The sequence below is a fragment of the Brucella pseudogrignonensis genome (assembly GCF_032190615.1).
Classification (GTDB): Bacteria; Pseudomonadota; Alphaproteobacteria; order Rhizobiales; family Rhizobiaceae; genus Brucella; species Brucella pseudogrignonensis_B.
Window position 1 is genome coordinate 197,975 of record NZ_JAVLAT010000002.1, and the last position, 16,591, is coordinate 214,565.

Below are 16,591 nucleotides of genomic sequence, written 5' to 3' on the forward strand. Positions count from 1 at the left end.
CTCAGGCGGCCTGCGACAGTTCGAGTTGCGATTGCGGTGGCAACTCAAAAGGCGGCGCCTTTGGAAAGAGGTTGAAGCGCAGCGCAACCAACGCCAGACGAGGCCTTCTGGTGATTGCAGGCGAACCATGTTCAAGGATGACGGCAATGGCATCATCGATTGCGCCAAGAAGTCGCTTATCTATATCCGCTTGCGCTTCATCATTTCTGTTACGCAAAAGCGCTTTGTAATGCGCACCAACACCATCAAGCACCTTGTCAACCGCCTGTCGGCATTGTTCCGGTAACTTTGAACGATACTGCTGGATGTCGATGGTGTTCATTCCATTGCGCAGATCGCGCAGCAAATCGACCTTCGCAATGTCGGCAGAGGGAATTAAAGCCAGTCGTGGTGTCATCATTCCGATGCGGTCAATCATCCTGAGCAACAAACTATTCATACGCAGACGGCGATGACGTCCCTGCTTGCGTTCTGTCGCTTCGATGAGATCGCGCCAGCCTGCTTTTACAAGCCGCTGCACAGTCCATTCTGCGCCCACCGAGCGCACGATGGAAGTGACAACCGCAGCAATAACGATACCCACAACCGTTGCCAGATTGGCATTGGCAAAACTGATGAAATCATGGGTAAGATGACCCTGCAACATCAGCATGTTTGGCAAGTTCACACAAAGAACCATGCCCAGCAGAAACTGCGATGGTATTGCCAAAAGCAGGCCAGCAGGGATCAAAAACAATCCCAGCACCAGTACGAGCGGCAAGAAGCCATCAACCAGCGGCAGAAGCGCAAATTCAAAGATGAAGGCTGCAACAATCACGATCAGCAGTAACCAGCTAAACTTGCGCATAACCGGAACCGGATCATCCATCGCTGCAAAAATACAGCAGAAGATGCCAGCCATCATGGCTGCTGCACTGCCCTGTGACCAACCGGTGGCGATCCAGAAAGCGGTTGCGATACAGGTTGAGAGAAAGGCCGAGAAACCTGACAGAAAAGCCATGCCATAATCTCTGTGCTGCGGACGACGCTTCAGATGTGCATCGTAGCGGCGCCAGCGTAGAGAATGGCGTGAACCAGAAATAATGTCTTGCCGCAACGTGATACAGTCGCTCCAGATCTGAACAAGATCGCGCACGCGTGCCGCAACATTAAACGGCAGCAATTCATTCCACGTATGTGCATCCTTGCCATGACGGTCGATCTCGTCAATATAGCCCAGCAGAACAGCTCGGCGCTGTTCAGTCAGATCCTCTCCACTTTCTATCCAGTTGCAGGCTTCATCTAACAATTTCTGTACTGCCGGATGCCAGGATTTCTGACCTTCACCGGGCTTGAGAACCAACACATCATTCAGGCTGGAAATGATCGGCAGCACAGCAACCATGCGTTGCTGTAGAACATGCAATAAGGTTGCGACATTGCGAATTGAAGACGTATCATATGCCACATGTGTCGTCAGATTACGCAGTTCCAGCGCATCGGCGGCCAACCGCTGGCGGTCACGGCGAAATTCAGGGCTATCCCCCTTTCCACGCAATGTCTCAACTGCAAGCTTTGAACCATCGCGCAGCCAGTTATCAATGCGTGCAACAAGCACCGGACCGCTGTGGCGTGGAAAGACCAGACGATTGACCACCGCAGCACAGATGATGCCGATAGCGATTTCCTCAACACGGCCAACTGCATAATTGAATGTGGTTTCAGGCGCTGAAACAACGGCAAAACTTGCAATTGCAACCGTGTAACCTGCCAGCATGAAAAGATAGCTGCGCGGTGTGCCATCAAGCAAGCTGATTGCAAGGCAGAGTCCCATCCACAAACCAATGGCCAGTGTCAAAATCTCTGGAGAATTGACCAGATTCGGCACAAACAGGATCGTGACGGCACCGCCAATGATGGTGCCGATCAGTCGGTAAAAACCCTTTGACGTTGTCGCACCCGAAAGCGGATGCGCCACGATGTAAACCGCAGCCACAGACCAATAGGGATTGGGCAGATCTGCTATCAGAGCGATCCACAATGCAAGCATAGCGGCCGCAAAGGTCTTCAGCGAGAAGACCACGTCCCAAAATCGTGGCAATGTTTCAGCGGGCTTGATCATTTTCTTTACGGCTACAGTTGTTAAAGCGTGCTCTGCTCAGGACGGCTGGTTCTGAAACTTCTCATGAAGCTTGCGCAGCACATCCATCGCGACATCGACGGCTTCAGGATCGAGATCACCCAGAAAGGCTGTGCGCAATCGCGCCGCAGTCTTTTCGACTTTCTGTGCGAGGGCGCGGCCTTCATCGGTGAGCTGAATGAGTTTCACCCGTCGGTCTGTGTCGTCTGCGGTGCGGCGGATCAGGTTTTCTTTTTCCAGATCATCCACCACGCGAACAATCGTTGCGCCTTCAATGCCAACTCTTTCAGCCAGCACACCCTGCGGGATGCAGTCGCCGTGCCGCAGAAGGGTCATGAGTGGAATGGCTTTTGCATCCGAAAGACTGTGCTCTGCCATTGCCGCGTCAAAAGCTTTACGCCATCCACGCGAATTGGCTGAGAGCAGCGGCGCAAATTCGACCCAGGCCTGTTTCATGATTTAAGTTCCATTCAAATAGATATGATCATATCTATATGGATGCAATTCAGTTTATTTCAACTGGTTTTTATTGGTATCAATTAAACGTGTAACATCGCTCATGATGCACGGGGCACGACCAAAAGGCTTGACCATTGGCCCCGCCCTCTGTCATCGATGCGCAATGCGCGCAAATTATAAAATGCAACGAATTCATATTGAAGCTGTCCTTGCTACAGGGACAAGCGTCGAAGCCCCAACCCAGGCCGCCCATTATCTAACGCATGTGTTGCGGTTGAAGGAAGGCGACGAAGTTCTGGCCTTTAACGGACAGGATGGCGAATGGAGGGTCAGGCTTCGTCCCGAGGGCAAGAAGCGGCTCTTTCTGGAAGTGATCGAACAAACCCGCCCGCAGCCAGCGCCTTGCGATCTGATCTATTGTTTTGCACCGCTCAAACAGGGCCGGCTTGATTATATGGTGCAGAAGGCGGTTGAAATGGGTGCAGGCGTGCTGCAACCCGTTATCACGCAGCATACGCAAGTGCCCAAGCTCGGCACAGATCGCATTAAAGCAAATGCGATTGAAGCCGCGGAACAATGTGGCGTGTTGGCCATACCCGAATGCCGCGATGCATTGCGCTTTGACCGCTTTCTGGAACAATGGGATCAGTCGCGCCGCCTGATCTTTTGCGATGAAGGCTATGAAAGCGATGATCCGCTAACCATTCTGAGCAATCTGAAACCCGGCCCTTACGCTGTGCTGATTGGGCCAGAAGGCGGCTTTTCGGAAAGCGAGCGACAGCAATTGCGCGCCCTGCCTTTTGTGACTGCCATTCCACTTGGACCTCGCATTCTGCGCGCGGATACCGCAGCGGTTGCGGCACTGACGCTTGTTCAGGCCGTGCTGGGCGACTGGAAAACACCAGCATGAATTCAAGAAAATTCAATGATCAATGAAATTGACTTGCGCGATTTGACAAATTTGTCCAATCACGCTGACAAAGACAAATTCGACTAGGGACAAACGATATGGCGCGCGACACAACTGATGAAACAGCACTGACCGGTGTTGAAGAACTCGCAGCCTATCTTGCTGAGGGCAGCAAGCCAAAAGATGCCTGGCGCATCGGCACCGAGCACGAAAAATTTCCGTTCTATGTCGCCGATAACAGCCCTGTTCCCTATGATGGTCCACGCGGTATCAAAGCCATTCTGGAGGGTATGAAAGCCAAGCTTGGCTGGGAACCGATCATCGATGAAGGCAATATTATCGGCCTCGTTGAACCAACCGGACAGGGTGCAATTTCGCTTGAGCCGGGTGGCCAGTTTGAATTGTCGGGCGCGCCTCTCTCCTCCATTCATCAGACATGCCGCGAAGTGAATGCGCATCTTTCACAGGTGCGTGAGATTGCTGAACCACTTGGTATCCGCTTCCTCGGCCTTGGCGGCAGTCCGAAATGGACGCTGGCAGAAACGCCGGTGATGCCAAAGTCGCGTTATAAGATCATGAGCAACTACATGCCGAAAGTCGGGCATGAAGGTCTCGACATGATGTACCGCACATCGACCGTTCAGGTAAATCTCGACTTCAGCTCCGAAACCGACATGCGCCGCAAGATGCAGGTTTCGATGAAGTTGCAGTCAATTGCGACAGCACTGTTTGCCAGTTCGCCTTTCACCGAAGGCAAGCCAAATGGCCTTCAATCGTGGCGCTCCAATATCTGGCGGGACACCGACAACCAGCGCTCGGGCGTGTTGCCGTTTGTGTTCTCGGAAAACTTCGGCTTCATCGATTATGTGGAATGGGCACTCGACGTTCCAATGTATTTCATCCTGCGCGACGGTCGTTATCACGACTGCACGCATGTTACCTTCCGTCAGTTCATGAATGGCGCATTGAAGGGTGAAGTCAGTGATCCGGTGCCGAACATGGGCGACTGGACCAATCATCTTTCAACGTTGTTCCCGGAAGTGCGCCTCAAGCGATTCCTCGAAATGCGTGGTGCCGATGGTGGCCCATGGCGCCGCATCTGCGCTCTGCCGGCTTATTGGGTTGGTCTGCTTTATGATGATGAAGCACTGAGCGCCGCTGAAGACCTGACAAAAGACTGGACCTATGAAGAGGTTCTGGCGCTGCGCAATGATGTTCCTGCAAAGGCACTCAATGCTACGTTCCGCGGCAAGCCGGTGGCGCAGATTGCACGCAAGACACTGGAAATTTCGCGTCTTGGTCTTCTCAACCGCAAACAGTTGAACAGCGACGGCTTTGATGAAACGCATTTCCTGGCACCGCTTGAAGAAATCGTTGCCGCAGGCATCACTGATGCCGAACGCATGATCAAAGCTTACAACAGCGTCTGGGCTGGTTCGGTTGAGCCGATCTTCCTCGAATACGCGTACTAAGCTTTAAAGACGGTCGAGCTTATTTTCGACCGTAACCAGCGATGCGCCGGGTCGCTTTCCCGGCGCTTATGCCAAACCTGCACAAAAACGAGTGGCGGCAGGGGTACGGGCACAGGCAGGACCACCAAATTATCCGCCAGTGGGAGATTCCTCAGAGCGCTTCGCGCAACTGTCAGAATAAGATCAGTCCCCTCTATGAGCTGCGGCGCCACATTCCAGTGCGGCACGACAAGCGCGATATGCCGTGTATGTCCCGCGAGCCTCAGGCTTTCCTCAATCTCCGTCATCGCGTCGCCACGCACCGCAACCAAAGCATGAGGGCGTGCAAAATAGGTTTCGGTGTCCAGGCGGCCACCTTCGAGCGTTCGGCCGTCAAGCAGGCAAACATATTCGTCCTGGATCACGACATCTGATGTTATCTGGGCTGGCAAATGCGGAAAGACGCCAAAGCCCAGATCAATCTCGCCATCCAGAATACGTGCTATCATGCCTTCGCGGCTGAATTGGCTGATCGCAAGATCAATCCCCGGAGCGTCTTTTCGCAATTCACGCACCAGCCCAGGCAACACAATACGACTGCCATAATCTGACATCGACAGATTAAAACGATGCTGCGTAGTCGCGGGATCGAAACCTTGCGGCCCCAGCACTGCGCGCACGCCTGATAGCGCTTCCGTCAGCGGCTTTGCGATTTCCATTGCCTTAATGGATGGCACAAGGCCAGCACCTTCCCGGACAAGCAATGGATCATCCAGCAGATCACGCAGACGCGCCAAAGCATGACTAACTGCAGGCTGGCTCATATTGAGCCGAACCGCTGCGCGCGAGACATGCCGTTCCGTCAGCAAAACATCGAGAATAACGAGCAAGTTCAGATCAACATTTCTTAGATTATTCTTTTGATGCATATCTCAATCGCAAATCCGAATTTCCCATTCACTAAACATATATCTACTTCAGAGTGAAAGGAATAGATGAAAGGACTCTCCATGCAGGCTCAGGGATCGCTTACATTTCTTGTCGCCGCGCTTATCGCCGGTGCGGTGGTGCCATTTCAAGCTGGGGCGAATGCCGCATTGGGCCGCGCACTCGGTCATCCATTGTGGGCGACCGTCGTTTCGCTGATCGTCAGCATCATTTGCGTGCTGCCGGTTTTGCTGGCAATGAAAGTGTCGCTACCCACCTTCACCGGCCTTTTAGGTCAGCCGAAGTGGATATGGATCGGTGGAATTGCCGGCGTGTTTTACATCACGGCAGCTATTTTGTTCGCACCCAAACTTGGCGCCGCAGGTTTTATGACATCAGTTATTGCCGGGCAATTGATTGCTGCGGTGCTGGTCGATTATTTCGGCATTATGGGATTTGCCTCAAGAGAAATCACGCCATCGCGCATAGCGGGTGTTCTATTGGTGGCCGTGGGCGTTGTCGTGATGCAGGGACCATCACTCTGGCGCAGCGCTGAAACTATCGCTGCTGCAACAGGCAATAAATAAACAAAAGGCACGGAGATCCGCGCCTTCTGTTGTTGGTTACGCTGAAACCTGCGTTCCTTTGCTCGGATCAGGGATCACCACAATCGTGCTGCCATCGCGCACATTGTTATAGAGATCGATCACATCCTGATTGAGCAGGCGAATACAACCCGACGATACGGCCTTGCCGATGCTCCATTCTTCAGGCGAACCATGAATACGATAGATCGTGTCACGGCCATCCTTATGAATATACAGCGCCCGCGCACCGAGCGGGTTCTTCAGGCCCGGAGGCATACCACCATTGGCAATGCTATAGGGTTCAAGCGCAGGCTGGCGCGCCACCATTTCATCCGGCGGCGTCCAGCGCGGCCACTCACGCTTATAGGCGATGATTGCGCGACCCGCCCATGAAAAGCCATCACGGCCCACACCAATACCATAGCGCATGGCGCGACCGTTGCCACGAACGTGATAAAGATATTTGTTAGGCGTATCGACGATCACAGTGCCGACTTTTTCACTGGTCGGATAATCAACTTCCTGCCGCCAGAATTTCGGATCGACCTTGGCGACATTCACCGCAGGCAGTGGGAACTGCTCATAGGGCATCGCTTCATACATCGGCGGCACGGCACGAACCGGAGCAGGAGCCTTGGCCACTTTAGCCGCACCCGGCTGCTGTGCTGTTGAAACACAGCCGGAAAGCGCTACAGCACTTGCACCAATCAGAAAGGCACGACGACTGGTTACCCCATGGCCTTGAAAAAACTTAACCGACATTCAAAAACTCTTTCAGCTTCATCTTTGTGAGCCACGTGACTCGCTGGGATAACGAAAGAGAAAACCAAACTTAAGTCAGCCTTAAGAGTGTGCAAAGAACCTCAATTCTGTGAAATGGCTTTGGATATGTGTCTAAAATAACGAGTTTTGATCGTCGGAATCCAGTGTCCCCGTTTTGCTCGCTTTACTCTTTGACGAGCGTCCTGACGTAATCCCGGCCACAACAGCAACATCACCATCGCGGAAGCGAATCGACAAAGCATCACCATTACCAACGCTTGCCGCCTGCTTAACCGGCTTCCCTGCCGCATCGAAAACAACCGCAAAACCGCGATCCAGAACACTTTCATAGGAAAGTGTGCGCATCAGCCGTTCCAGTTCCTGCCCGCGTCGTTTGGTGCGTTCAATCAATATGTTAATCGCCTGATCGCGGCGGCGATCGAGCTGCTCCATGGCATTTTTCGCAAGCGTTGTCCGCCGTAGCAAAGGCTCCGGCGTCAGCCGGTCGGCACGTCTTGCAAACACGATGCGGCGCTCGCGCAAAAATGCTTCCAGCGCACGCGGCAAGCGCTGGCCCAGCAGCTTGATATGACGCTTTTGCTCGTCAAAACCACGTTGCAGCAAACGTGGCGACAATTGCCGTGCACGTCCTTCAAATTGTACGCGTTTCTTTTGTGTGTTCACAAACAACCCGCGTGTGAGGCGCGACGCAGCCTCGTCAAAGCGACGACGCGGCAGGGCAAGCAGTTGATCAGCTGATGGCAGCGCACGACCGGCAGCGCGGAAGGATTGACGCTTTTGATCGATGAACCGCGACATGGCCGCAGACAGACGCGCAGATTGTGCGGCAACTGTTGCCACCAGATCAGCCTTCACAGGCACCGCCATTTCGGCTGCACCTGTCGGCGTTGGTGCGCGCACATCGGCTGCCAGATCAATCAGCGTCCAGTCCGTTTCATGGCCGACAGCTGAAATTACCGGAATATGTGACGCCGCAACTGCCCGCACGACGATCTCATCATTAAAGCCCCAAAGATCTTCGAGACTGCCGCCACCACGCGCAACAATCAACACATCGGGGCGTGGAATCATGCCGTCTTCGGCCAGTCCATTGAAACCTTCCACCGCTGCAGCCACTTCCGCACCGCTTGTCTCACCCTGCACACGCACAGGCCAGACAATGACACGCAGCGGATAGCGATCCGAAATGCGGTGAATAATATCGCGGATCACGGCACCGGTGGGCGATGTCACAACACCAATCACCCGCGGCATAAACGGCAATAGCTGCTTGGCAGCCGGGTCGAACAAGCCTTCCGCAGCCAGCTTGCGCTTGCGCTCTTCAAGCAGAGCCATCAGCGCACCCGCGCCAGCAGGCTCCATCTGTTCTATGACAATCTGATACTTGGAAGAGCCCGGATAGGTGGTCAGTTTGCCTGTGGCAATGACTTCCATGCCTTCTTCCGGACGGAAGCGCAAACGTCCCATTGATCCGCGCCAGATGACGGCCTCAAGCCGCGACCGGTCATCTTTCAACGCAAAATAGGCATGACCAGACGAATGCGGTCCGCGATAGCCGGAAATTTCTCCACGCACACGCACATGCGCAAACGTATCTTCGACCGTGCGCTTCAAAGCGCCGGAAATCTCAGAAACGCTATATTCCGCTACATTAGAAGCGGTGCCCTTAGGATCAGAATCGAAACCTATGCTCATCCTGCAATAGGTATCAGTCGAGGATCAGCGGTCAACGGGACAAGACGCCACTCTTCAGGCTTACGCACGTTCAACCCTCACCAACCCGGTAATAATTCATTGCTACGCACGCGACGCATTCTAATGGATGATAAGGATGACACTTCAGCAGACGAAAGAGCTGACGGAGGGGGCGAAGAAATATTATCAAGACTTTCAATAATATGCTGTGCCAATGCGTCCACAATTGCATTCTGCTTGTTATGCCCACGCATAATGCCAATGCCAAACTCTGGCAAAGCACCAAATCCGTCAGCCTCGCCCAGCACGCGCATGCCGGGACGCAGCGCACATTCCGGCAAAACAGAAACAGCCAACCCCGAAAGAACCGCCGCCGCCAGAACGGTCGCAGACCAACTCGTGATGATAATGCGATAATCTCGGTTAGCCTGCTCGAGAACATTGATTGCAGCATTGCGCCAGATGCATGTGGGTCTTCCCACCGCCAGTGGCAACATCGCCTCTTCATGCACCGCATGCGTGGCCGAAGTCACCCACAACAGCGGCTCAGTGCGCACAACTTCAGACCGACGCTTATCATCGCATTGCGTCACAAGAGCAATGTCCAGCGTGCCACGACGGATCATTTCGTCAAGATTAACCGTTGGTTCGCACACCACCGACAATTCAACACGCGGGTTTGACCGCGCAAAACGCGCCATGATTTCAGGCAAAAACCGATCCGCATAATCATCAGGCGTACCAATGCGGACATGGCCTTCAAGTTGCGTATCGTCAAAGGCTGCGATGGTTTCGCCATTTAACAGCAACATACGACGTGCATAAAGCAGCAACCTTTCGCCATCTTCAGTCAGGCGATTAATGCGCCCATCCCGTTCAAAAAGCGGCTTCCCAATGCGTTCTTCAAGGCGGCGCATCTGCATGGAAACAGCTGATTGTGTTTTAAAAACAGCATCTGCTGCTTTGGTAAAGCTGCCCGTATCCGCAATAGCAATGAAGGTCTGCAACTGGTCTAGATCTAAAGGCGCGCTCATCAAAACGATCCATCATAATTATTGAACTATCATATTAAAAACATTCGTTGGAACAATCAATTCTATTCTTGGATAAAGCTGGCGTCGCAGAGAATGGAGACGCGAAAGCGAATGACCTGACGATAGAAACATTTTGAACAAGCGCGCTTGAAGGAGAGCGGCAATGACAGCGATAAGCAAAACCACCATAACACCTTTACCCGAAACCAGCACTTCAACCTCCGTGCTGCGTCAGATGGTGAATTCCGTGTTTGCGTCGGCTATGCGTCGCTGGACGCTTTTCAGAAACCGACGCCATGTCGGCCATCTCAATCAGCTCGATAGCTACCTGCTTAGGGACATTGGGGTGCATGATGGTGATATTTATACCGCGATCCACACGCGGGTGACGGATGATCCGACCCGCGTTCTGGCCGCACTTGCAGATGCACGCGCACGCTTGGAGACCACGCGCCACATCTGCTGAACGAACATCTGGCGGGCGCCACCTTCACAGCCGGGTCCCCTCTCGGCCAGCCTGCCCTTTTGCCCGGCCGCACCTCTGCTGCCGGGCTTTTTTTCTGGATACCTGTCAAGTTGCGGTGCAAGTACAAGGCTTTCGAAGAGAAACAAAGAAATAACTGAATTTGCCATATTTTTTTAAATGAAGGGCTTGCGCTACCCGTTTGAGTTCGCTAGATGGTGGCCACCGACAAATGAAGCATTTGGCTTTCGTCGAAATCGCTCTCAGTTATACTGAACTGAAAAGCGATTGTGCTGGGGAATAGGTTAACGGTAGACCCACGGACTCTGACTCCGTTAGTCCTGGTTCGAATCCAGGTTCCCCAGCCAATACTTTTCTAAAGGAAATCAACGTCTTAGATAAATTAAACGCTCTGCATCGAGCCGTTTTCATGTTGCATCTTGTCACAAATAGTTTCCCCGTAATTACAAAGGGTTACAAAAAACCACGGCAAATCCATGCAACATGCTTGACTCCTTTATTGGCACGAACAAAATAAGAACATCGATGACGGTCGTGACAAACACAGATATACGGATGGCGTGTGTAATGGCGGCGAATTTATCTCTCGTGACCTGGATTTATGGGCTTACCATAGGGGGGCTCGACTTCTCCCGACCCGGCAAGCCGACAGATAACAGCTACATAGGGAGCTTCAATGGCAAGTTCAGAGCCGAGTGCCTGAACGCCATTGGTTCATGAGCCTTGACGACGCCCGCATTAAGATGGAGGATTGGCGTAGAGACTATAACGAATTCCGGCCACATAGCGCCATTGGCAATAAGGTGCCGCTTTCGCTTATGAATGGCTCAACGGCATCCCCGCCGCTTTGAGCCTTAAACCCGGAAAATTCTAGTTCTCCGTGGTCCAAATTCGGGGCGCACCTCAAGTATTAAGCTAACATTTTCTGGACTTGGTAGGAACAAAGAAGGTTTGGCTACGTTGACTCTCCATGCAGGGGCATAAACTCTAATGGAGAGAAAAATGCCAACTTCCAAAGAAAAGACACTCGACGATCTGTTCTACGATACACTCAAAGACATTTATTACGCGGAACGAAAAATCATTAAGGCATTGCCAAAGATGGCTAGGGCCGCTGTAGCGCCAGAACTAAAAGCAGCATTCGAAAAACATAAGGAACAAACTCAGGAGCATATCGAAAGGCTTCAGCAGGTTTTCGAACTGATCGGAAAACGCGCTCAAGGCAAAACTTGTGATGCTATTGAGGGAATTATTGCAGAAGGTGAAGAAATTATCGAGGAATTTAAGGACACAAAAGCTCTTGATGCTGGCCTCATTTCGTCTGCTCAGGCTGTCGAACACTACGAGATTACAAGATATGGAACGCTTAAACGCTGGGCCACGGAACTTGGACACAAGGATGTCGCGAAACTGCTTGACACAACTTTGCAGGAAGAAGGTCAGACGGATCACGATTTGACAAAACTGGCAGAAACAAAAGTAAACCTTAAAGCAGCTTAATTCAACAACCCCACTTCGGTGGGGTTTTCTCATTTAATGAAATTCAAGTGCGAGGAGACACAAATGGATAGAAAAAAAAGCCCTTGGACAGATCCTGATTTGGTTCGTGAAGATCAATCGGCTGATCCTGCCCCCGTTGATCCCAAGGATCAAAATGATAGGCCTACACACGAGCAGTCGAATTCACCCGGCAACCATGAAAAAAAGCTTCCGAACGAGCCATATATTGATCGATCTAACGATTAATATTGACTAAGTCACAAAAGGTAGAAGGCAATGTTGGGCCCAAAAGAGATAGGACTATATCCTGATCGCCAGATTGATTGCCAAGAGGCTGTTTCTGAGGGAGTTGCAGAACTCCTTGAGCAGGCGACCTTAGAAGGACGCTCTCCAAAAGACGCAGAAGCGGTCATTGATGGAACAAGCATCCCCGGCGCAAGTAACCTCATCGAGGAAGCCGTTGAAGCGGGCTGGTCAGCAGATGAAGCAGCAGACGCCATAACGATTGTCTCAGAGGAAATTCGAAAAGGCGAGATAGGCGTCGATCCAAACGAATAGGCTAGGCACTTATCTAATTGATAGAAGCTGGCGGCACCTGTTCGGATAAAGCTGGTGGCACGGTTTGCTCGCTATTAGCTGGAGCCTCTGGCTCGATCACATTACCGAATATTTCAATCCCGATCCAAACGCCTGCCGCCGCAGCAAGACTGACCAACAATATAATGAGAACTGGTTTGCCTTCTTTACCCTGCCGCGCCTCGGTGGGGTTTAACTTTTTCACGAGAAGTTCCTCCTGTCAGAACAAAGCCAACTAGAAGGCGAACCTTTAATGGGCGAATAAGTTCCATATGAGAAATTGATCAAAAGCTCATATCTCCCCTTTGGCACTTGCATTTTGCTAAATTAACTATTCAATTCCTATTCTTCTGCCCCAGCCCGATCCTCTGTAAAATATCTTTCATGACACGTATATCGCCACCAAGTTGTACACAATAAATGAATAAACCGCCCCGAAGGGCGGTTTTCATAGTCTTTTGTCAATAATTACTTTGCCCAGCGGCCATCGTACTTGAACTCTGGCGCCTTCTCAATTTCTTCCTTTGTCGAGTTCATAACTGCCGACCACTTCTTGTCTTCGTCAAAATAGGTAATATCCACGGCATCAGGGGCAACAATCACGTAACGCTCACCAACTCCCAGAAAGCCGCCAACAGACACGATATAGCCACTTAGCACACCATCTGAGATAATAAGGTCCTTAATTTCCCCAATGGTTTTGTCGTCGCCATTTACGATATTCAGACCGATAAGATTATAGCTAAGAACAGCAGTCGGTTGAGCAGTCACAAACACTTCTTTTTCTGCAACAGTGGCAGTCTGAGCGTTAGCAAAAGAAACCAGGGCAACAGTTGCAGCAGCAGCGAGCAGAATACGGCGCATCTAAATTCTCCAAAATTTTCAATGACATATTAGTCTATTGCTTAATGTGCATAGGCCGAAATCGTTCCAAAAATATTTGAGAATAATTCAATGTCCTTTCTTCTGACTTATTACGAGCGCTTTCAATTTCCCTCTGGCGTTGCCAAGTCTCTAACGTGGCAAGCCTTTGATTATTTGTCTGTGTCGTTTGTTGCAGTCCGACGACGCGGGCGCGAAGGCCTGCTTCTGTCTCTGGCATTGGTGAACTCACTTCCAGCAACCTCGCGCTTTTCCGAATTAATTGGGTAATGCAATGCCCTGCCTTGCCTTCAGATCATTGCCAGCCAAAAAGACCGCCGTGTCAGGCTTAAGGCTTATCTGCTTTCCACACCCGGCAAATGACCGATTGACTCTCCATATCAACCAGAACAAAATAAGAACACCTCCCTGCAGCGCGAATTATGTTCCTTAATGTCTATGTACTCGGAACAAGCTTCGTGTGGCTTGTTTTCAGGAGTTTGAAATGCGCCTACCTGAGACGATAGAACGGCTGTATCTCGACTTGGACGGGCGTTTCGCGTCAGTCGAGTTATAATGCGACAAGCGTCTGCGAGGTCGGCCAATCGGTTTTGTTCCGTTTGAAGGCACCAATCGAACCGCCGTGATCGCCTGCTCAAAAGAGGCGAAAACGATGGGCGTGAAAAATGTGATTCCGATTAAGGACGCGCTTCGGGTTTGCCCGGATGTCATTCTAGTGCCAGAGCAACCAGATCTATACCGGCGCGCGCTCAATGCCCTATTCTGTAAGATTGAAACCGTCATCGCAATCGATAAGGCCGAGAGTATATATGAACTAACGTGCGCGTTTGACGATAGCGGCAAGCGTGACCTGACTTAACTATTCGGTGGAGCATCTGGCTCAATGAAATTGGCCTGCCAGCCATCCGCTTCGACGTGGCTATGAAAGCATTCTTCCTGCGCCTCAAACAACAAGGGAAACCGAGCGAGGTCGCACGTGTTGCTGTCATGCGCAAAAGGATCATTATTCTAAACGCAAGAATGCGAGAAACAAACGGAACCGTGCTTGACGCGTAACACCGGTGCTTTTTCATCGATATTATCCGAAAGTAGGGAGTGCAAATATTTTACCGTCTGGTAAAGAGCGATAGCACTTTACAGGCGGGGGTCGCTTGGGGTGTGCCCCCGGATCGCCCTCCAGCATTCGGGGTTTTCTATTCAAAAACTGCGTGATAAATGAACGGGCATGTTCAACATAGGATTGTGCCATTGTTAAAGCGAACTATACCTTGGCTTCTGGCAACGTTAGTGTTCTCAACCATCACATCCCCAGCGCGTTCACAAGAAGCAACTTCTCAGAACCTACAGACGAGTATCTCGACATACGGCCCCGGTTCTGGCCTGCTGCTGAATAAAGGAAAGTCAGGTGAGGTTTTTGGCGGATTACGCTGGCCCGAAACCGAAGATAAACGAGAGTTTATTTCAATAAGGACCGGTGATGGTGGATTTAGGCTAACGAATAACGACAATACCAAAGAAATAATTGCAGCCGACAACGACAACGGCATTTATTTTAATGGGGACATCTATATCAACAACGTCAAGACTTTTGACATGGCCCATGGCTTTGTGAGCAGAAATGCGAATGAAGTGGACAGGTCTATGCGAATGCTTTGGCTGATGGTTTTATTAAGTCTGGTTTTGAATTTTGTACTCTTTTATAAAATTCGCAACAAGTAAGCGAAACAACAAAAAAGCTCAGTTGGCTCAGAATTAAAGCTTTAGGCTGGATGGACGAAAGCACCGCCGCGCTGATGCGCGTTGCGCCAATGTGTTCTCCTACTTTGTGAGACGACGAACTAGCGCGTTAGAAGCCCCTTCTTTCAATGGAGCGCAGCCCGGTTGCGCACGCATGCACTGGGGCTTTCTTTTGACCAGATCGCACTCAATGTGCAGCCATGTGCGAATTGGATCGGTGTCACAAACCTGCCATTCCTACAAACAATTCGTAGCAACCCATCTTCATCGCATCTGAGGTTTCTGTGTGAGGCAAATTTGAATGGATTGATTTTCCTCAAGGCCAAGCACAGTTTTGTAGCAGCATACGCGGGAACGACGAATTGGTCACAATGCCTGTGCCATTCGTTTTCTCGGGAGAGTTTTCAATGAAGAATTCAAGCATATCAGTGCTTGAACGCGACCGAGAGTACCATAACCATCAAAATTTTCGGTTATAGTGATAAGACTAATCTCGGAAACACGTCTAACGGTTCACGCCTTTATTTTAACCAAATTAACATGACAGTAATATACGATATGTTCGTTCAACGAATATCGCGGCAGAGTAGTAAATCTTTCCATCTACACGAATTAGTGTTTTATAAAGGGAAATTATATTTGCCGACGACGGGATCCAAGTTACTTCTGTTTAGTCGGTATGTTTGAATCTTAATCAATGCATGAATCAAGAGGCGGGTGTCGCTAATTACCCACTATAATGTTTTGTACGGTTTCAATGGGTTAAAATAGGCCGATTGCCTGTTTTAAATTCGTAAGGCCAGCGTCTCGGCATGAACCATGACGGTTACAGCAAATGCCACACGTGAAGCTTTTGAAATCGCTCAATTCAATTTGGAACAGGCTTTGAGGTTGTACAGAAAAGGAAAATTTATATCTAAGTCATGATCATCTTCGTAAAATTTTGGAAAAGCGGAAGGGCATATGGCGTCGAGATAATGAGGACATCCCCAATGCCCGCTACCATTAACGTGCTCAACGGATAATAAATCATAGGCTTACCATATATAGATAAAAGCTGCCTTGAAAGCGCCCAGTCGAGAGGAGAAAGTCCATTTCCACTACCATCAAATAATATAATTTCTTTCAATGAAAATACCCTGATTTACAAATAACTGACACCAAAAATAAAAATAGTAGACATACATAGAATAATTCATATTAATATTAAAACTATTATACATATATAATGTATAAAACAATTATACTAAATATTTATCTAATTTTATTTAAATCGTAGAGATAAATATTATTTATTCCGAAAAACTCTGTGTTACAAGTAACCGAATCATAAAATGAGTTTTTTACCCCCAAAGCCAACCCGGTCACTCAGTAAGCACGTTTTATACTTGCCTCAATATGTGTGATGCGGCAAAAAGCTCGATCATCATGTTTGCATGTTCTAATT

At 50.3% G+C, this 16,591-nt stretch carries 17 protein-coding genes, 1 tRNA gene and 2 pseudogenes; 11 read left to right on the forward strand and 9 right to left on the reverse strand.

Features of this window, described 5'->3' with window-relative positions:
* Position 1: 1 nt before the first annotated feature.
* A complete protein-coding gene (locus RI570_RS12315; RefSeq protein WP_313828837.1) occupies positions 2-2,101 on the reverse strand; it encodes an FUSC family protein in 2,100 nt (699 codons plus the stop codon).
* A gap of 36 nt (positions 2,102-2,137) precedes the next feature.
* On the reverse strand, positions 2,138-2,575 hold the full coding sequence (locus tag RI570_RS12320) for a MarR family transcriptional regulator (RefSeq protein ID WP_313828838.1): 438 nt from the start codon (positions 2,573-2,575) through the stop codon (positions 2,138-2,140).
* 166 nt (positions 2,576-2,741) lie between these two features.
* On the opposite strand from RI570_RS12320, the gene RI570_RS12325 reads away from it, so the two are divergent.
* Both RI570_RS12325 and RI570_RS12330 read left to right on the forward strand, forming a co-directional pair.
* A complete protein-coding gene (locus tag RI570_RS12325; RefSeq protein WP_313828839.1) occupies positions 2,742-3,488 on the forward strand; it encodes a 16S rRNA (uracil(1498)-N(3))-methyltransferase in 747 nt (248 codons plus the stop codon).
* 98 nt (positions 3,489-3,586) lie between these two features.
* Positions 3,587-4,960, forward strand: a complete 1,374-nt coding sequence (locus RI570_RS12330; RefSeq protein ID WP_313828840.1) for a glutamate--cysteine ligase — start codon at positions 3,587-3,589, stop codon at positions 4,958-4,960.
* On the opposite strand, the gene RI570_RS12335 is transcribed toward RI570_RS12330, so the two are convergent.
* On the reverse strand, positions 4,957-5,868 hold the full coding sequence (locus RI570_RS12335) for a LysR substrate-binding domain-containing protein (RefSeq protein ID WP_313828841.1): 912 nt from the start codon (positions 5,866-5,868) through the stop codon (positions 4,957-4,959). The two genes, RI570_RS12330 and RI570_RS12335, sit on opposite strands and share 4 nt — an antisense overlap.
* 66 nt (positions 5,869-5,934) lie before the next feature.
* On the opposite strand from RI570_RS12335, the gene RI570_RS12340 reads away from it, so the two are divergent.
* The gene (locus RI570_RS12340; RefSeq protein ID WP_313828842.1) at positions 5,935-6,453 is read left to right on the forward strand and encodes a DMT family transporter; all 519 of its coding nucleotides are present in this window, start codon (positions 5,935-5,937) and stop codon (positions 6,451-6,453) included.
* Between the two features lie 36 nt (positions 6,454-6,489).
* On the opposite strand, the gene RI570_RS12345 is transcribed toward RI570_RS12340, so the two are convergent.
* The 3 genes from RI570_RS12345 to RI570_RS12355 form a co-directional block, all read right to left on the reverse strand.
* Positions 6,490-7,215 carry a L,D-transpeptidase gene (locus RI570_RS12345; protein ID WP_313828843.1) on the reverse strand — a complete coding sequence of 242 codons (726 nt, stop codon included), beginning with the start codon at positions 7,213-7,215 and terminating at the stop codon, positions 6,490-6,492.
* 132 nt (positions 7,216-7,347) lie between these two features.
* Complete coding sequence (gene xseA, locus RI570_RS12350; RefSeq protein ID WP_409558666.1) at positions 7,348-8,931, reverse strand: exodeoxyribonuclease VII large subunit; 1,584 nt, start codon at positions 8,929-8,931, stop codon at positions 7,348-7,350.
* Positions 8,932-9,008: 77 nt separating this feature from the next.
* Complete coding sequence (locus RI570_RS12355; protein WP_313828844.1) at positions 9,009-9,965, reverse strand: LysR substrate-binding domain-containing protein; 957 nt, start codon at positions 9,963-9,965, stop codon at positions 9,009-9,011.
* A 163-nt stretch (positions 9,966-10,128) separates the two neighbouring features.
* On the opposite strand from RI570_RS12355, the gene RI570_RS12360 reads away from it, so the two are divergent.
* The 6 genes and pseudogenes from RI570_RS12360 (at position 10,129) to RI570_RS12385 (ending at position 12,507) form a co-directional block, all read left to right on the forward strand.
* Complete coding sequence (locus RI570_RS12360) at positions 10,129-10,431, forward strand: DUF1127 domain-containing protein (RefSeq protein WP_313828845.1); 303 nt, start codon at positions 10,129-10,131, stop codon at positions 10,429-10,431.
* Between the two features lie 291 nt (positions 10,432-10,722).
* Positions 10,723-10,796, forward strand: a tRNA-Gln gene (locus RI570_RS12365).
* Between the two features lie 213 nt (positions 10,797-11,009).
* A pseudogene (locus RI570_RS12370) lies at positions 11,010-11,300 on the forward strand (integrase core domain-containing protein); the annotation flags it as partial.
* Between the two features lie 151 nt (positions 11,301-11,451).
* Complete coding sequence (locus tag RI570_RS12375) at positions 11,452-11,949, forward strand: ferritin-like domain-containing protein (RefSeq protein ID WP_313828846.1); 498 nt, start codon at positions 11,452-11,454, stop codon at positions 11,947-11,949.
* A 63-nt stretch (positions 11,950-12,012) separates the two neighbouring features.
* Positions 12,013-12,195 (forward strand): hypothetical protein, encoded by a 183-nt coding sequence (locus RI570_RS12380; RefSeq protein ID WP_313828847.1) that lies wholly within the window; start codon positions 12,013-12,015, stop codon positions 12,193-12,195.
* A 30-nt stretch (positions 12,196-12,225) separates the two neighbouring features.
* Entirely contained in the window at positions 12,226-12,507 is a 282-nt protein-coding gene (locus RI570_RS12385) for a hypothetical protein (protein WP_313828848.1), read from the forward strand.
* Between the two features lie 13 nt (positions 12,508-12,520).
* Here the strand turns inward: RI570_RS12385 and RI570_RS12390 are convergent, their stop codons facing one another.
* Positions 12,521-12,730 (reverse strand): hypothetical protein, encoded by a 210-nt coding sequence (locus RI570_RS12390; protein WP_313828849.1) that lies wholly within the window; start codon positions 12,728-12,730, stop codon positions 12,521-12,523.
* Between the two features lie 263 nt (positions 12,731-12,993).
* Positions 12,994-13,389 carry a PRC-barrel domain-containing protein gene (locus RI570_RS12395; RefSeq protein ID WP_313828850.1) on the reverse strand — a complete coding sequence of 132 codons (396 nt, stop codon included), beginning with the start codon at positions 13,387-13,389 and terminating at the stop codon, positions 12,994-12,996.
* A gap of 586 nt (positions 13,390-13,975) precedes the next feature.
* Between RI570_RS12395 and RI570_RS12400 the strand changes: the two genes are divergently transcribed.
* Together RI570_RS12400 and RI570_RS12405 are read left to right on the forward strand one after the other, a co-directional pair.
* A complete protein-coding gene (locus RI570_RS12400; protein ID WP_313830018.1) occupies positions 13,976-14,266 on the forward strand; it encodes a hypothetical protein in 291 nt (96 codons plus the stop codon).
* A gap of 389 nt (positions 14,267-14,655) precedes the next feature.
* Positions 14,656-15,126, forward strand: coding sequence for a hypothetical protein (locus RI570_RS12405; RefSeq protein ID WP_313828851.1), 471 nt, complete (start codon positions 14,656-14,658; stop codon positions 15,124-15,126).
* Positions 15,127-16,087: 961 nt separating this feature from the next.
* Here the strand turns inward: RI570_RS12405 and RI570_RS12410 are convergent.
* Positions 16,088-16,273: pseudogene (locus RI570_RS12410) on the reverse strand (sugar phosphate nucleotidyltransferase); the annotation flags it as partial.
* Positions 16,274-16,591: the final 318 nt, after the last annotated feature.

Coding starts and splice junctions, on each gene's coding strand:
- RI570_RS12315 (WP_313828837.1), bottom strand. CDS start 2,101: ATGATCAAGCCCGCTGAAACATTGCCACGATTTTGGGACGTGGTCTTC.
- RI570_RS12320 (WP_313828838.1), bottom strand. CDS start 2,575: ATGAAACAGGCCTGGGTCGAATTTGCGCCGCTGCTCTCAGCCAATTCG.
- RI570_RS12325 (WP_313828839.1), top strand. CDS start 2,742: ATGCGCGCAAATTATAAAATGCAACGAATTCATATTGAAGCTGTCCTT.
- RI570_RS12330 (WP_313828840.1), top strand. CDS start 3,587: ATGGCGCGCGACACAACTGATGAAACAGCACTGACCGGTGTTGAAGAA.
- RI570_RS12335 (WP_313828841.1), bottom strand. CDS start 5,868: ATGCATCAAAAGAATAATCTAAGAAATGTTGATCTGAACTTGCTCGTT.
- RI570_RS12340 (WP_313828842.1), top strand. CDS start 5,935: ATGAAAGGACTCTCCATGCAGGCTCAGGGATCGCTTACATTTCTTGTC.
- RI570_RS12345 (WP_313828843.1), bottom strand. CDS start 7,215: ATGTCGGTTAAGTTTTTTCAAGGCCATGGGGTAACCAGTCGTCGTGCC.
- xseA (WP_409558666.1), bottom strand. CDS start 8,931: ATGAGCATAGGTTTCGATTCTGATCCTAAGGGCACCGCTTCTAATGTA.
- RI570_RS12355 (WP_313828844.1), bottom strand. CDS start 9,965: ATGAGCGCGCCTTTAGATCTAGACCAGTTGCAGACCTTCATTGCTATT.
- RI570_RS12360 (WP_313828845.1), top strand. CDS start 10,129: ATGACAGCGATAAGCAAAACCACCATAACACCTTTACCCGAAACCAGC.
- RI570_RS12375 (WP_313828846.1), top strand. CDS start 11,452: ATGCCAACTTCCAAAGAAAAGACACTCGACGATCTGTTCTACGATACA.
- RI570_RS12380 (WP_313828847.1), top strand. CDS start 12,013: ATGGATAGAAAAAAAAGCCCTTGGACAGATCCTGATTTGGTTCGTGAA.
- RI570_RS12385 (WP_313828848.1), top strand. CDS start 12,226: ATGTTGGGCCCAAAAGAGATAGGACTATATCCTGATCGCCAGATTGAT.
- RI570_RS12395 (WP_313828850.1), bottom strand. CDS start 13,389: ATGCGCCGTATTCTGCTCGCTGCTGCTGCAACTGTTGCCCTGGTTTCT.